Origin of the sequence: Halalkalibaculum roseum (assembly GCF_011059145.1) — a bacterium.
In the GTDB taxonomy this organism is placed as follows: domain Bacteria; phylum Bacteroidota; class Rhodothermia; order Balneolales; family Balneolaceae; genus Halalkalibaculum; species Halalkalibaculum roseum.
Map to the genome: position 1 here is coordinate 453579 of NZ_JAALLT010000004.1, position 16857 is coordinate 470435.

The following is a 16857-nucleotide window of genomic DNA, read 5'->3' on the forward strand; positions in this document are numbered from 1 at the left end:
GTCTTGCACCCTCTCAGGGTTTTATCTATTTAAAAGCCCTGTAAACCGTCATCGGCGGGATATTGCGCCACTCCCATTCAGTCTCTACGTTGCCAAAAGTTTTTTCCAGCGGATCTTTTAAATGTCCTGAGGTCTGATAGGCCAGGAATCCTCCCCCTTCTTTCAAGATTTGTTTACTCTGATTCAGAATGGATTCTTTTTGGGCTTCATCCAAAAATGAGAAAGGTATACCCGATATGATATAATCGACCTTTCCGAGCAGCTCTTCACCCAGAATTTCGGTCACATGCTCTACGCTCTTTCTATAGAAATGGACCCGCTGATTTTTGATCTCCAGCAGTTTCTTGTACAGAATGTCATTGGTTTCAAATAGGTATAATTGTGAATCGAGGGACATGTGCTTCAGAAGGTATTTGGAAAAAACACCGGTACCTGCACCGTACTCAACGATATTCAAGTCCTTAGAAAAATCAATCGGCTTACAGACCGTGCGCACACAAAATCGGGATGTAGGCGTTACGGAAGCCACATCCTTGTCCATAAAAAAACTTCGCAGATAAGCTAATGTACTCATAGAAATATTGGAACACTGATTACACAGATTGAGCAGATTACCAACGTATATTATGCTTTATCTGCGGCCATCAGCTTGATCTGTGTCAACCGTGTTCTATAACTCATTTTTTAATTGTTCTATTTGGTCGCGTATTCGAGCGGCCTCTTCGAACTCCATATTCTTAGCCGCAGTGTACATGGAATCTTTCAGATATTCCATAAACTTTTCCTTGCTCTCAAAGGTGACCTCTTTCATGGCCGGGTTGGCCTTGTACTTGATACCCTCTTCCGCAACTTTCACCAGCTCCAGCGGTTCCTCTTCACCTTCTCTTCCCTCGTCAAGGTCGAAACTCTTGGTGGATATGAGCGCAGGGTCTACCAGAGGCTTAAGTTCTTTCTCGATGGTTTTCGGCGTGATGCCATGCTCTTCGTTGTACTCTTTCTGAATTTTCCTGCGTCGCTCGGTTTCGTCGATCACCGTCTGCATACTGTCGGTAATCTTGTCAGCGTACATGATCGCTTTTCCTTCTACATTACGCGCTGCCCGCCCGACAATCTGGAAGAGTGAAGTCTCGGACCTCAGAAATCCTTCCTTATCCGCATCCAGAATGGCCACCAGGCTGAGCTCCGGAATATCAATACCCTCACGCAAAAGGTTAATTCCGACAAGCACATCAAAGTCACCGCGCCGGTATTTATAGAGCACCTCGACTCGCTCCATGGCATTGAGCTCGCTGTGCATGTAAGCAGCTGAGATACCGATATTCTTGAGATATTCGCTCAACTCCTCACTCAATCGTTTGGTAAGCGTGATACACAATACCCGGTGGCCTTTGCTCACACGATCGCGGATCTCGTCTATGAGATCGTCAATCTGGTTGTCTACCGGACGCACCTCAATTTCGGGTTCCATGAGACCGGTAGGTCGTACTATCTGTTCAACAACCACGCCACCGCTCTTCTCCAATTCGTAATCGCTGGGCGTGGCACTGACAAAGATGGCCTGGTTCACTACGCTTTCCCACTCTTCGAATGTCAGCGGTCGGTTGTCCATAGCAGAAGGGAGACGAAAACCGTGCTCCACCAGTTCTATTTTTCGGGACCTATCCCCGCCGTACATGGCCGAAATCTGAGGTACGGTCTGGTGGCTCTCATCCACCACCAGCAAGAAATCGTCAGGAAAATAGTCGAATAGACAATATGGACGCTCACCGGGCTTGCGGTTGCTCAGGTAACGGGAGTAGTTTTCAATACCCGAGCAGTAACCAATCTCCTGCATCATTTCGATATCGAAGAGGGTACGCTGTTCCAGGCGCTTGGCTTCGAGGTACTTCTGTTCATCCTTCAGGACTTCCACCCGCCAGTTCAACTCATCACGGATCTGTTCAATAGCATCCTCCAAACGATCCTGGGTGGTTACATAGTGGGATGCGGGATAAATCCGGAATTCGTTTACTGTTTCCAGAATCTCCCCTGAATCGACATCGAAGATCTCCATCTTTTCAATTTCGTCTCCCCAAAAGGAGATACGCAGACCGTCTTCGGCATAGGCCGGGTATAAATCCACTACATCGCCTCGTACACGAAAGGTACCCCTGCCAAAGTCGTTGTCTTTTCGTGTATAATGAAGATCCACCAAATCATAGAGGAGGGTATTTCTTGGGATCTCCATCCCGGTCTCCAGGCTGATGATCAGTTTCTCATATTCCGATGGCGAACCGATACCATAAATGCAGCTCACACTTGAAACAATAATCACATCGCGTCTTCCAGAGAGCAGGGAGCTCGTAGCCCGCAGGCGCAAACGCTGTATCTCATCGTTTATGGATAGATCTTTCTCGATGTACTTGTCTTGTGACGAGATGTAAGCTTCAGGCTGGTAATAGTCGTAATAAGAGATAAAAAACTCGACGCGGTTATTTGGGAAGAAATCACTCAGCTCCCGGTAGAGCTGGGCTGCCAGGGTCTTATTATGACTCATCACCAGCGTAGGTCGTTCAACCTGGTCGATAACATCGGCGACTGTACGGGTTTTTCCTGACCCTGTAATTCCGAGAAGCGTCTGATATTTATCACCGCTCTCTATACCTTGCACCAGCTCTTCAATAGCCTGGGGTTGATCACCGGCCGCTGGCCAGGGAGATTGTAAATCAAAGTGAGACATCAACAAAAAGCTTTAACGATTCAAATAAAGAAACCGAATTAATTGGATGATTTTATTATAAAAGTATAGCCATGTACTGTCGGCTGATAGCTGTCAGGGGTCTTTTATTCGAAACCTGAGGCAAGTACTTTAATCAAACATCATAAAACGTAAAATAGCTGTAATCATTCATCAAAAATCACATATTTTTAGGGCAATTGAAATAATTATTTATGAGAAGCAGCGACTCTTAAGGTATCAAATATTATCCTCCGAATTCGGCAGGAATAATCCTTATTTTTGAAAGTTTCGACTTTAACACAACAACCTTCTAAGAATGTCTCCAAAAGAACAGCAATTGACACCGCAGCGAGAGCGTATTGATCAAATAGATCGGCAAATTCTTGACCTACTGAGTGAACGCAAAGAGATAGTTCGGGAGGTCATTGAAAAGAAGGTTGAAAACCAACTGCCGATATTTGCCCCTAAACGTGAAGATGACAAAACAGCTGCTTTCCGGGATATGGCTATTGAACATGATCTGGATCCGGAGTGGGCCGAAGATTTCCTGCGTATGATCATGGCGGCCTCAAGAGCCAGTCAGTCAGCCAGCAAATTTCCACGGGCAACTGACGAACCTATGGATATACTTATCGTCGGTGCCAAGGGAGGAATGGGTAGTCTCTACTCAAAAATTGCAGAACAGACCGGGCACAGAGTATATAAAATTGACAAACACAACTGGCATGAGCTGGAAGAGATTGCTCCCAAGCTAGACCTCGCTATCGTATCTGTTCCCATCAATGCTACAGTTGACGTAATCGAACGACTCGCTCCCAAGCTTAAAGAAGAAACCATTCTGGCCGATTTCACCAGTAACAAAACTACCCCTATTGAAGCCATGCAAAAAGTACATCCGGGCCCGATACTTGGTCTCCACCCCATGCACGGCCCAGATGTTCAAAACCTGTCCAAGCAACTTATGGTCTACTGCCCGGTACGTGATGAATCAAAAAGCAAGTGGGTTGTGGAACAGTGCCGGCTCTGGGGCATGCGGGTCATTGAGGCCGAAGCAGAAAAACACGACCACGTCATGCACATGGTTCAGGGACTCAGGCACTTCGTCGCACTGCTTCACGGTTCATTCATGAAAACCTATGACCTGAACCCAAAGGATATCCTTAACTACTCGAGTCCTATCTATCGTGCCGAGCTAATGATGACGGGACGAATTTTTGCCCAGAGCGCCGAACTGTATGCCGACATCGTTTTTGCAAATGAGGAGAGAAGACAGCTGCTTCTCAAATTTATTGAACATAACGACAAGCTTGCTGAGATGGTTAAAACAGACGACAAGCAGGGATTTATAAAGGAGTTCGAATCGGTGACCGATTTCTTTGGCAGTTTTGCCACCCAGGCACTTGAAGAGAGCGGCTATCTTATAAACCGCCTGGCGGACCGTTTTGCCTGAAATTGTTTCGTCCAAGAGTTTCTGTATAAATCACCGTCAAATATCCTTTTCAAAGGATAGTCTGACATAGGTCCCGGAGCAGTCCGGCCTGTTTTCGAAGATAAGTTCTCCCCGCAATTGAGAAGATAGCGTATGGATAAGAGTGGTACCCAGGCTCTGAATATCTTCCGGTTCAAAGTCTTTGGGTAAACCGATCCCATCATCCGTGACCTCCAAAACAACGGCATTACCTTCTTCAGAAACCGTTATAGCTATGCTACCGGTTTGCCGACCCTTAAAAGCGTGCTTGAAGCTGTTCACTACTACTTCATTGAGAATTAGAGCCGCGGGAATAGCCTGATTTATGTTTAGGCGTACTGAACCCAAATGAAAGTCAACCGTGATTTCCTTGTCAGTAGTATCGATGGTGTCTGTAATAGTTTGAACCAGTTCCCGAATATAATCACCGAAATCCACAACCGAGAACGTCTCTGTCTGGTATAGTTTTTCGTGGATCATCGCCATGGAATGAATTCGGAGCTGACTTTCCTTAAGCAATTTATTCAACTCCTCATCATCCGTATTCATGGACTGAAGCTCCAGCAGTCCGGAAACCACCGCCATATTATTTTTAACACGGTGATGGATCTCTTTAAGCAGTACTTCTTTTTCTATAAGAGAGGCCTCAATGATACTCTCTTTCTTTTTACGGTCAGTCACATCAAATAAAACCGTCTGAATGGCCTCTTTCCCCTGATACTCTATAGGAATGGAACTGATCTCCACATCCCTTATTTCCCCATCGAGGGAAATGATCTTATGGTCATGCGCTTTCTCAATTTCCTTATCCTGTTCAATTTTTTCTAATCGTTCCTCTATCTCATCGACATAATCAGGATGACTAAATTCAAAAACCGAACGTCCGATCACCTCTATTGGTTTTTCGGCACCGTAAAGCCTTGCGCCTGCCTCATTAATAAATACAATCTCTCCATGGATCGTCACCTGAACAGCCTGGGGATTATCCTCAACCAGATGCTGCCATTTCTGTTCGCTCTTAATCAAGTCTTCCTTGGCCTTTTTGGAGGACGTAATGTCTTCCGCGATGCCAAAAACACCAACAATTTCGTCGAACACTTTCATGGGAAAGTTATTGACCCGCAGGTCCCTGATATCCCCTTCTTTTGTTTTAATTTTTATCTCGTACTCCTGTACCTCTCCCCCTGCAGCAGCTTCAAAATGGCTGATCGTTCTCTCAAGGTCATCTTCTACAATGATGGGGGCAAAATTCATATTCAGCAGCTCGCTCTCGGGATATCCTGAGATCTCTTCCACTTTCTTGTTAGCCCCCATAAAATTGCCTTCCATATCAAAGTAGTAAACGGGGTGCGGATTGTTCCTGAACAGTGACATAAACCGCTGCTGGTTTATTCTAATCTGTCGCTGCCGTTGCTTGAGCTCAGTAATATCTTTAAATACTGTCTGTGCAGCATTTTCCCCTTTATAGACAATAGGAACCGTATGCACTTCCACCTGCTTTTCTTCCCCGCTCAGCATCATCAAAGTCTGTTCAAAAGAGCTGATTTTCTCACCTCTGTTCACCTTTTCAATACGTTTAGTGATGGATTCTTTGTCCTCGTCAGGAACAAAATCCAATACTGACTTTCCCAATACTTTATCTTTATCGTCAGTGCCGTAAAGCTCCAGAGCTGCTCGATTCACAAAGTTTATTATTCCCCCGGTACTGATAATCACCGGAAGAGGATTGTTGTTTACCAATTGGTGCCATCGCTGTTCGCTCTCCTTCAACCTTTTTTGGGACTCAAGCCGATCAGTAATGTCCCAAACGAAACCTGCTAAAAAAGTGGTGCCATTTCTCTCAAAAGCCGCTGCATTTGCCTCCAGGTCTACCAGGTTTCCGTCTTTTTTACGGTGCCGGGTCCTGAATTTAACTCCCCCTTCCTGATGCACCTGCTTAACAAAATTCTCCCGGTACTCTTTGGTCATGCCCTCCCTGAGATCGGTCAGCTTCATGGAGAGCAGTTCATCCCGGCTATAGCCGACTAACTCGCAATAGGCGGCATTTACATCGTGAATATTGGCATGTTCGTCAACCAGGATATAACCTTCATTCAAAGAAGAGATAATTCTTCGATGCTCTTTCACCTCTTGTTCCAGCACCTTGTCGGTAGTATCCTCACAAGAAGTGAGTTCCGCCAGGTGATATCCGCCTCCATCTTTCTCACCAATAGGTTTAAGGCTCAGGATTGCTTTTTTGCACAGCTCCTTATTGACAAACAAGGTTAACTTCTCCTCCTGTTCAATAGGAAAACGGATTTGTTTCAGATCACTTGCAATTGTGTCTATGCAATTGCCCAACAGCTTTTTAGAATCTAAGCCGCTGATTTCGCAAAATTTTTGATTAACCCATTCCACTTTTCCCTCTCTTGAAAGTATAGCAACACCATTCAGCGACTTTCTGCTAGCTTCTAAGAACAGTTCCGCTTTTAAATCATCCATTTATTAATCACCTTAGGAATTCTTAAAATGGTTCTGGCTACATTTTCCGATGATATTTTAAAATGATGTTATCCCGAAATAGGTCTATAACTTTAAGTATAAGCATTTTAAACTGTAGGGCTTAATGTTATTTTATTCATCCTTGAACCGCAAAGTTTGTCTAAATCCAATAGAAGAGTTTCTATAAGAACCTATCAAGCGAGCCGCTTATGCCTGGAAATCTAATACCGCTAGCTGCACTTATTATTTGGCTGCATGCAACCCTGCTATTTGCACAACAGAAAGCCTTTGAAACTATTTCTGTAGGAGCTACCATGGGATATACCATTTCCGGTAATGAACTTTTAGATAGCTGGGATTCCAAACCAAGCCTTCAGCTCAATTTCCGAACTCCTTTTTATGCCGGTGAACTCGAAAGCGGACTGCGTTACTCTAAATTCACTCATTCACCGGAATTACCGGATTACTCCGATTTCCGCACCACCTATATTTTCCTTGGATGGGGCTACGACTTTGCCGTAAGTGAGAATTTATTTATAAGTCCCTTACTAAGATTCGGCACCAAATTTTTTCATTATAAGAATGCCAAACGATATCCGAGTCCAAGCGGCTCATGGTTTTATGCTTTCGATAGCAACGAAAGTGAATTTGCCTACGAGTTGATTTTTCGCGGGACCTATCGTCTATCCGATAAATTCAGTGCCTATGCAGACCTATCTTACAACCGTACACTGACCTATCATCCCATCCAACTGAACTACCTCTCGGCAGGTATTATGTACACCTTTGACACCCCAAACTGGTTAAGAAAGGGACTAAAATGAGGTTTTTACTATTTCTGATATCCATTCTCACCGTACCTCACTTTGTGATGGGACAGGCATTGTCGGAAGTAAAGTCCGATACTCTAACCGATGCTACCGCACTTCGACCGGCGGACCTTGTAATTGGCAATCCCAGTTGGAGCTTTTCTTCAGTTGACATGTACACTTACCATTTCAGCAACGGACTATATGGTAATTACGGGATGCAACCCTCCCTAATGATTGACGAATTACCTGTAGATATCAATTTTTTTGGATGGCAAAGCCTGAATATGCTGCCTATTTACCTACCGGGTGTTGAAGGGATAACAACGAAATCCAGTCCATCAACATACCAACATACCGTACATACAGCAGGCGTCATTGATTTTCAAAACAGTCCAGTAAGTCCCGGTTTGCATGCCGGCGGGAATGTCTATCTGGGCAATGAAACCGGAGACCCCGGTCCCTGGGTATATGATTCAACCAAGGTCACACCGAATGTCGATCGCTGGGGACCTGATACAGGGGGACAAATTTCTTTCGGAAAAGATAGCTGGTACGGGCGTGGCACGTATGTCTTGAGACGCCATCAGCAGACCGACCCCCTGACTCATCAGAGAATACACCGCACCATGAGAGCTCTTGGAGGCACCCGCTTTTATCCTGTTCAAACCAATTCACAAAGCGGAATGTTGGAAGGCGGCTATAAATCTGACAGGCTTACTATCAGGGCAAGGGGAATTGTTGCCGAAGATCGCAATTATCTCTTCTTGCAGCCTTTTGGCCGGGAAGTACCCTCAGAAACCCGGTACGGTCAGCTTGCATTCGATGCCAAATACAACCGGGAATCCTGGAATTTCGGTTTACGATATATTGTGAATCAGAAAGAGCTAACAAAAAGAAATCCCGATCATGACTATGTTTTTGACTGGAGCCAGCTCGGTAATCTGCTCAAAGGATCCGCTGCCTATTCAAATAATAACTACACCCTAACCGGTGCTATTAGCTACGACGATCTAACAACCAAGGCTCCGGGAATACGTAGAATCAATGACGCCATAACCGGTATATTGGTGAGCTTCGACTTATCAGCAGGTGGTACATCCCGTTACCGGTTCAACGCGGGTCTGAATGTATCCCGCCGTCAAACTGCAAAAACAGTTAGTGCTCTTTACAACCACAATGAAGGTGAAGGATGGGAGATGCAGCTTGCCGCTACCTATAGCGAAACGCTTCCAATCCGTCAGAATTCATTTGGTTACTGGATAACCCGCGGTTATAGTTTTTACAGGGAACTCGGTATTCAACTGGATTCCCCTCTTAATCTTGGGAAAAACAGTCTCTATCATTTCAATCTTCAAAATACCCTTGAGCTGTCAGAGCGGCTTAGTTTCTCTCTTAATTCGGAGCTGACGCACCATACCGATCTCAACATCCCCTGGCAGGAAGTGGACTATGATTTTGGAACCGGATCAACACCGGGTAGCTTTGAAATTACCGGTGAACAGGGTGCACGTTTCGGTTTTGAAACGTCCGCCACCTATCAAACTATGGATTGGCTTAGACAAAGACTTTCCACTCATTTTCGTACTACCCTTCTGGGTTCGCGAAGGTATAAAAACTATTTTCGCCAGGTTCCCGGAGTCCAAATTTCATACCGGTTAGACCTTGCCCCGGTCCGAAATTTTGCCGTTTCCTTGCAAGGCAGGTACCGCAGTTCAACCCGATGGATAGAGTTCAATGCGCTGGACGGAAGGGAATACCAGGATATCGACAATCTATTTCCCGTTTTTTCAGGAACCTACGACAGCACCTTGCCTTCTCAGGTAGATCTGGAGATTGGTGCCCTAAAATGGTTCTGGGAGAGGCGGCTAAGTCTACAGGTAACGGTTCAAAACCTTCTTAATGAAGAAGTAGGGTTGCATCCCATTGGTGCAGATCGCGCCCTGATGTTTAACATCAAAGCCACGGCGACTTTTTGAAGGTCGCCGATTGCTTTGATGGTGCTGTTCAACTCAACAGGTTCTTTTGGTGAGACTATTGCGGGTAATAGAGATCCAGCTCCACTCTTCTGTTCTGCTCGCGTCCTTCCGGTGTATCATTGGATGCTATAGGTCTCGTTTCACCATAGCCGAATGCTGCTATGCGATCAGCATCCACACCCTGCTTTACGAGGAAGTCCTTAACCGCATTGGCACGGTCGATGGAAAGCTCGAGATTTGCATTTGAATTGCCCGTATTATCGGTATGGCCCCTGATAATCAGACGCAGTTCTGTATCCTCCTGCATTATTTGAGCCAGCCGGGTAAGTTCATCATAAGAGGAAGGATCAATGTTGGAGCTGCTGACCCTGAACTGCAGACTTTGTATAATGTTTTCAAGGTCTCGTTGTACGGTTTCTTCCAGCTGTTTGGGCTCGGGCTTAGGACATCCGTTATTTTCTGCTACTCCTGCTTCCTGCGGGCAATCATCTTCTGAATTGATAATTCCGTCACCATCGGCATCTTCCGGGCAACCGTTATTTGCCCGATTTCCGGGTCGTTCGGGACAAGCATCCTCATCATCTAATAACCCGTCACCGTCGGTATCATTCGGGCAGCCTTCATTTTCAAAACTGCCTGCCCGGTTAGGACACCGATCTTTGCTGTTGATGATGCCGTCGCCATCGCTGTCAGGACATCCGTCCAGTTCTGACCTTCCAGCAACTTCAGGACAGGCATCGTTATTATCTTCGATACCGTCACCGTCACTATCCGGGCAACCCCAGAAAGAAGTTCCATACTTGTTCGGACAGAGATCATCCTTGTCTTTGATACCATCCCCATCGGCATCCTTGGTTTTGTTAATTCCGAACTTTATACCAACCGAATAGACCATGAAATCATCGTGATCGGTTCCATCAATATCAAATTCGCCGCCCCTTCCGTCGATACCGTCCGAAAAGGTGCGATTATAGGTGGCGTTGGCGGTTGCGTAAATGTTATCCGTAATCCTAATATCCGCACCCAGCTGAAGCGGAATCTGGAATGCCGTTTTGTTACTTGTAGGCAGTTCCTGCAATTCCCTCGGCGAGATAGAGGTGATACGATATAAACTGCCCCAAACCCGTGTAATACCAAAGCCGGTACCGATATATGGCTGAACCGGATAGGGATTCCGCAGCGGGCGAAATTTCAACAGGGTGTTTACGTTTATGAAATACTTTTCAAACTGGGTAAGCCTTTTCAGCGGACTGATTGGATCGCCAAAGTTCTTATAGTCCAGCTGTCCATAAATAATGGCAAGTTCTAGATCCAGATACCGGTGCAGATACTGGCTGATTCCGATACCTCCGGCCCAGTCAGCCCCAACATTAAACTCCAGCATTTCATTGCCCAGATCACCGTCAAATTCCTGGTGTCCGAAATAGGCATTCAACCAGGAAGGCTGATCCTTTGTTTGAGCTTCTGCTTGACTGATTCCAACAAATAAAATTGCAAGCGTTAAGAGTGTCTTAAATAACCGGATTTTCATGTCGTATAGGTGGTCTCTATTAATGTTTGGCGAAGCTGAACTATTTTTTTTTGCTTTAACTAGATTACCATTTTCAATCTATTTCTACAAATGAGCAAACTAAAGATATAACAATCGAAACTATTACTCATCTAATAATTGATTGAGGAAATTCTTAAAGGCATCAGTGTTATAATTAGCCATACCTCGTTTCTTCGAAGCCAGTCTTCCATCACGTCCAATAACATAGGTAGTCGGTATAACACTGCTCTGAAAAACTTCCGGACGTCTGCCGGCCAGCTGATAGGAACCGAAAGTGAAACCCTTTCTTTGCAGGAAGTCTTTTGCTTTCTGAGGGTCCTCATCCAGAGAAACCATGACAAAGGTGAGCCCCGGCTTGTCCCTAAATTCTTGATAGAGCGATTGAATGTTTGGCATTTCAGCAATACAGGGCGGGCACCAGGTTGCCCAGTAGTTCAGGAAAATTACCTGACCTTTAAACTCAGACAGGTTGGTAGATTCGCCCTCCAAGCTAACGAGCAGCATATCATAATCAATCGTTTCCCGATCGGCAGACTCCATATCCGTATCGGCTTGTATGATTCCGGTCCAAAGAATTGCCTGCTGCAAACGTCCGATTATTTCGGTATGCCACCCCATTGCATATACGAACAAACCTATACCCAGAATGACTATCCAGTCCAGCACTTCTCTTTTCCAGGTTCTATTCTTCTTTTGTGTCTCTTTCTCCGGCATGACCTCTTTCCCTAGATGAATGTAGCGATCTCTTCTAATGGTTTCTTAGTAATATCAGGCACTTTAACATTTTCTTTCGGATATCCGACAACCAGCAAGAGGAACGGACTCTCATTTGAAGGCCTGTCTAATATTTCGTTTAAAAACCCCATCGGGCTCGGCGTATGTGTGAGAGAGGCCAGGCCAGCATTATGGATAGCCGTCACCAGCATACCGGTTGCTATTCCCACCGACTCTTTTACGTAGTAGTTTAGCACCTTATCCCCTTCATCAGTTAACCCATACTTCTCGGCAAATATGGCAATCAGATAGGGCGCCTTTTCAAGAAAGGGCTTTTTTTCATCTGTGCCCAGTGGAGCCAAAGCCTTGAGCCATTCTTCGGAAGCCCTTCTCCCATAAAACTCCTTTTCTTCCTCTTCGGCAGCGGCACGAATTTTCTTTTTAACCCCGATATCCTCTATAACGACAAAATGCCAAGGCTGCATATTTGCCCCGTTTGGTGCAGTACCTGCAGCCCTGATACAATCTTCAATGATTTCCTTGGGAACGTGACGTTCTGAAAATTCACGCACGGTTCTTCTTCTCTTTAACAGCTTATAAAAACTTCGGGCGCGTGCTCGCATTTCTTCCACAGGATACTTTTTGTAATCGTTGTATAAAACAAAGTTTTGTTTCTCAGTGGTCATATCGGTGTTAAATTTCGAAACCGGTTAAAATTAAAATTGGGCCTTCTGCTTTTAAACCCATCATAAACTAATTCTGAGTAACAACTCTACAGCCCACTCTCTCGGGATGATCTTCAACAAATCGATCAGCGGGAATATCCCGGATAATCCAGAACATCAGAAAGTCTCCGCCGGCTGCCAATGTAAATATAAATCCAAATATAAATAGCCATGCATTACCCAATAGCAGGCTGACAGTAAAAGGTAGCATACCCAAAAGGATACCCGGTGATAAAATGCCCCATCTATAAGCGTCTGCAGCTATTGGTTTTTTGCAGTGTGCATAAGGTGTTACTACCCGTAATTTAAAGCCATATTTTATGTCATCCCAATCCAGACCCCCCATTTTCATCCAGGTTACACCATGCAACAATTCATGAAGAAATGTCCCTGTTACCAAGAGAAGCAAAGCAAAACCGTAATGCCTGTACATGACCAGAAGATCACTGCTTGTTTTTCCCCAACCCCAAACCAGGCTGTATGTGTATACTATGAGCACCGCAAGAGGTACCACTATCAGCAGACTTTTCCAATTGGCCTCAATTATGGAGAGGGAATATTGATCGCCCTTTTGACTCATAACTACCCTGAAGCCTCTGATTGTTTTAAAAATGTTATCCACTCTTTTTGCTGATGAAATCTCTCCTCAAACCGTTTTCTATGATCCATTGCTTCCAATTTGGACAACCAAAGCTCCGCAAGTTCCCACTCCTGCAAATATCCAAGCAGATGCAACATGTAGAGATACCGGTCAAAGTAGCGGGTATTCAACGGGAATTCAGAAAGCAGTCTAGAATAAGCAATGAATTTCGACCATTGTTCCTTTTCAGCTACCTGACTCATAGTCAAAATTTTGGTCCTGTATAATAAATCAGGATACATATTTTCCTGTACAAGCTTATTCTCATATCTAAGATCCAGGTAATAGCTCCATTGCAGGGAATCCGATCGGGTTTCAATGGCGGCTATTAATAATGAATCAGGTTCCGGATCTTCTTCAAATAGTTTAACCCCACCGCTCAGATATTTACCTGCCTCTGTATGATCCCCGGTAAGTCTAAAGGCATCGGCATAGAGAAGTTGTAAATCAACCAGCGTATCCTCGATTGCGGCTCTTTGTTGTACGCGTTCAGGATTGCCTTGCTGTAGATTTCTGAACGTCCATTCAGTTTTAATAAAAAGATTATCCGGTTTCAGAATAAAGGCCTCATCCAGACTATTGACTGCCTTGGCGGTATCTCCATCAGCCAGATGATATTGATAGTCATCCCAGTGAGCAGCAAAATCCGACACTATATGCGGACAGTCTTTCTCAAATAAGGAGGGGATGCTGAACAGTCGACGTGCTATTCTTTGATCTACAGAATCCACGCTTACGGTATCTAGATGATTATGCCAACCCCTGACCAATTCACTGAACGGTTGACGGTAGGCGTCCGAAAAGTCACTGCTGCGATATGCCTGCTTGAAGTTCGAGACGGGGTAATCATCAAGTAGATAGCGCACAAATGAGCCGGAAGTAGTATAGTTGACTGTCGATCGACCACCGTAAAACCCCAAGGGTGAAAGTGAATGTTCCATTTGGTCAGCATCCGGCAAGGGCTTTTCCGAGGCTACGATCTGGTCGATAGTGGAGTTGGTGGACTCATCGGGGGCAACGGCCACAGCCAGACCTTCTATCAAGCCGATACTCCAACTGGCATTCAGCAACCGGTTTCCAAATTGTTTGGCTAAAACATGAACCATCTCATGCTTCAGGCTTCCGGAGAGCTGCTGTTTTGCTATATGAAGCTGATCCTGCTCAAGCCAAACCGGAACATAACTGGTAAACTTTGCGCCTGTCAGTTTTTTCTTTTGCCAGGGGTGTGCATAGAGGTAACTTTCTATACGATGATTCTCATTTTTCGGTGACAGCTCAAGCTTTTGACTAATCTGGTTATAATAGAATTCATGCTCCTTCACTAAAAGATCAATTTCATCAACGGTATATGAACCTTCATCATAGTAGAGTGTAAAGTGATCTGATTCTCTTTGGCCTCCCAGCTGTTTCTGAATATAAGTTTCCGGAGATATGATGCCCAACTGGGGCAGGTACAAGTAGAAGAGTGCTATGGCAGAAATCAATACTGTAACAAAGACTTTCGCAATGGACGAAGATCGGGTATGAGGGATCGACCAAAGCAGACAAATCCACATCAGAGTCAGCAATCGAAAGTTGAGCAGGCTGCCCGTTACCTGAACAGTCTCGTCATAGATGGGACCCGGCCAGCCGCCCCACACATGGTTAAAGAAATAAACCTGGGGGTAGCTATAGAATTCCAGAATCAAAGCGCCAAACGAAACTCCCAAAAGAACGAGAACCGTGACCATTCGTCCGTAGGGGATATTCAAGATTCGAAAAAGGCGTCCTACAGCTGTTCCAAAAAAGACACTCGGTATGGGAAAGAGCACCCAGAAGTAAAGACCATGTAAACTAAAACAGCCCGCAAGTATAGTATAAACCAGTAGTGGAAGTCCGAACAAATAGAGATACCCTAGAATAGATAGAGCTTGTGAGATATCATTACCATTTGAACTCTTTTTGGAGGCTTTCCATCCCGCCCAAAAACATCCTATAAAAGCTGCGAGAAGTGCCGATTCGATATGAAAATCACGGAGAAGGGGAATTGAAAGGGCAACCAAACCCAATGCTATAGGTAATAACAGTTTATAATTTTTAAGAAAAGCCCATTTCATGATTAAATGTAGAGAAGATCTTTATATAAATCTGTAGCCTAGATTTTAAAATCAGCTTAGTATTTTACTAAACTTTGCTACCTGAATTTCAGTCGACTATTGATTCCCGGCCTATATTTATGGATATAACCGTAAGGGAATGGTAATTGCCATAATCACGATGCCAACTTTACTGGTTCAAGCATCCACGCTTGAACCGGCCATCATTGCTTATGACAACCAATATTAATGAATCCGGCAACTATTTCTCCATTCTCCTTTTCCACCGTCTGCTTTGCTCCCTTCCCCCGTAAAAATCCCTAGTTCGCAATACCCGCCCAGTATACCCAGTACATCAATACGAACTGAAGCGGCAGCCTTACGATAAGCAATATACTATATAATTCAGACCACCCTCTTTTACGGATGGATTTTACTGCCATATCTATATTGGCAGGAAAAACAGCTATTAGCAATAGAATGAGTCCGATACTTGCCTCAAATCTGACTTCGGGCAACAGTATTCCTAATCCCCCGGCTATCTCAGCTACACCGCTCAGGTATACCATCAATGTATGTCGAGGGATGTAATCGGGCATGATTTGCACAAAAAAGGCAGGCTTTAGGAAATGAAGAATGCCGGCCAGCATAAATGATGCACCAATGAGGTAGTGGTGAAATTCCGGGCTAAGCAGAAATTCGATTGTCATCGATCAGTCAGGATTGGAGGCTGAATGATGTGATCACTCTTGAAAGACTCTATCCGCATAATTGCATGTTTCATTACTATTTCTTGAACATGGTTGTGAGTATGAACCAAATGTTCTCCTTTCTTTCCAGCAGTCTTCTTTTAAAGTAGGGGAACCACATTGTGCCATAAGGAACATAGACGCGCGTATTGTATCCTTCTCGGGTCAGCTCTTCCATGGTATCCTGCCTCAATCCATAGAGCATCTGAAATTCAAAACGCGGCTTGCCTATATTATTCTCGGTGGTGTACTCTTTGGTCCACTCAACCAGCTCGTCATCATGAGTGGCAATGCGCGGGTATGTGGTTTTTTCAAAGAGAATTTTAGCATACTCCTTAAAGGCTTCCCGGATAGCAGGCATATTCTGGATGGCAATACGCTCCGGTTCCTTATAGGCGCCTTTGCACAGGCGAATATCGGCACCCATCTCAGCCAGTTCCGGGATATCATTCTTGCTGCGATGCAGGTAGGCCTGGATGACAATACCAACGTGTTTGCCGTATTTTTTAAAGGCTTCCTTGAACAGGTCAATCGTCACCTGTGTGTAATCGGATCCTTCCATATCAATTCTCACAAACTGATCCTCCTCACGGGCCACATCAAGCAGCTTAAAGAGATTTTGCTTGCAGTAATCATAATCGATATCCAGGCCGAGCATGGTAAGCTTAATAGATATGGTGCTTCCCAAACCGGCCTTCTCTATACTGCGAAGCAGCTCGATATACTCATCGACCGTCTCATCTGCCGTTTCCCGATCCGTGACATTCTCACCCAATAAATCAAGGGTTATCTTTATGTCTTTGCTGTTCAGATCTTCAACCTTGGGTATAGCTTGCTTTAAATCTTCTCCGGCGACGAATCTCTTGGCAAGTGCAAATGGTAATTTCATCTAAGCAATTCTCTTAATTTTTGGGAGACACGAAAATAATAAAATGCATGCAAAAGA

Annotated in this window: 13 protein-coding genes; 3 read left to right on the forward strand and 10 right to left on the reverse strand. The window is 44.8% G+C overall.

The window, feature by feature from the left end; all coding sequences use genetic code 11:
- Positions 1-25: 25 nt before the first annotated feature.
- Positions 26-574, reverse strand: a complete 549-nt coding sequence (locus tag G3570_RS13900; protein WP_165143373.1) for a class I SAM-dependent methyltransferase — start codon at positions 572-574, stop codon at positions 26-28.
- A gap of 96 nt (positions 575-670) precedes the next feature.
- Positions 671-2719, reverse strand: a complete 2049-nt coding sequence (gene uvrB, locus G3570_RS13905; RefSeq protein ID WP_165143374.1) for an excinuclease ABC subunit UvrB — start codon at positions 2717-2719, stop codon at positions 671-673.
- Between the two features lie 316 nt (positions 2720-3035).
- Here uvrB and tyrA point away from each other — a divergent pair, with 316 nt between their 5' ends.
- Positions 3036-4169, forward strand: a complete 1134-nt coding sequence (gene tyrA, locus G3570_RS13910; RefSeq protein ID WP_165143376.1) for a bifunctional chorismate mutase/prephenate dehydrogenase — start codon at positions 3036-3038, stop codon at positions 4167-4169.
- A 36-nt stretch (positions 4170-4205) separates the two neighbouring features.
- Here tyrA and G3570_RS13915 read toward each other — a convergent pair whose 3' ends face one another.
- Positions 4206-6668 carry a PAS domain-containing sensor histidine kinase gene (locus G3570_RS13915; protein WP_165143378.1) on the reverse strand — a complete coding sequence of 821 codons (2463 nt, stop codon included), beginning with the start codon at positions 6666-6668 and terminating at the stop codon, positions 4206-4208.
- Positions 6669-6877: 209 nt separating this feature from the next.
- Here G3570_RS13915 and G3570_RS13920 point away from each other — a divergent pair, with 209 nt between their 5' ends.
- Both G3570_RS13920 and G3570_RS13925 read left to right on the forward strand, forming a co-directional pair.
- Complete coding sequence (locus tag G3570_RS13920; RefSeq protein ID WP_165143380.1) at positions 6878-7492, forward strand: hypothetical protein; 615 nt, start codon at positions 6878-6880, stop codon at positions 7490-7492.
- On the forward strand, positions 7489-9456 hold the full coding sequence (locus G3570_RS13925) for a TonB-dependent receptor (protein ID WP_165143382.1): 1968 nt from the start codon (positions 7489-7491) through the stop codon (positions 9454-9456). Before G3570_RS13920 ends, G3570_RS13925 begins: the two co-directional genes overlap by 4 nt.
- A gap of 55 nt (positions 9457-9511) precedes the next feature.
- Here the strand turns inward: G3570_RS13925 and G3570_RS13930 are convergent, their stop codons facing one another.
- The 7 genes from G3570_RS13930 to G3570_RS13960 all read right to left on the reverse strand — a co-directional run bounded on the left by G3570_RS13930 (position 9512) and on the right by G3570_RS13960 (position 16800).
- Positions 9512-10987 (reverse strand): OmpA family protein, encoded by a 1476-nt coding sequence (locus tag G3570_RS13930; protein ID WP_165143384.1) that lies wholly within the window; start codon positions 10985-10987, stop codon positions 9512-9514.
- Positions 10988-11110: 123 nt separating this feature from the next.
- Complete coding sequence (locus tag G3570_RS13935) at positions 11111-11722, reverse strand: TlpA family protein disulfide reductase (protein WP_165143386.1); 612 nt, start codon at positions 11720-11722, stop codon at positions 11111-11113.
- Positions 11723-11733: 11 nt separating this feature from the next.
- The gene (locus G3570_RS13940; RefSeq protein WP_165143388.1) at positions 11734-12408 is read right to left on the reverse strand and encodes a nitroreductase family protein; all 675 of its coding nucleotides are present in this window, start codon (positions 12406-12408) and stop codon (positions 11734-11736) included.
- Between the two features lie 67 nt (positions 12409-12475).
- Positions 12476-13027: a DUF3267 domain-containing protein gene (locus G3570_RS13945; protein WP_165143390.1), complete on the reverse strand. Its 552-nt coding sequence runs from the start codon at positions 13025-13027 to the stop codon at positions 12476-12478.
- A gap of 2 nt (positions 13028-13029) precedes the next feature.
- Positions 13030-15183, reverse strand: coding sequence for a hypothetical protein (locus G3570_RS13950; protein WP_165143392.1), 2154 nt, complete (start codon positions 15181-15183; stop codon positions 13030-13032).
- A gap of 299 nt (positions 15184-15482) precedes the next feature.
- Positions 15483-15872: a DoxX family protein gene (locus G3570_RS13955; protein WP_165143394.1), complete on the reverse strand. Its 390-nt coding sequence runs from the start codon at positions 15870-15872 to the stop codon at positions 15483-15485.
- A gap of 76 nt (positions 15873-15948) precedes the next feature.
- Entirely contained in the window at positions 15949-16800 is an 852-nt protein-coding gene (locus tag G3570_RS13960) for a proline dehydrogenase family protein (protein WP_165143396.1), read from the reverse strand.
- Positions 16801-16857: the final 57 nt, after the last annotated feature.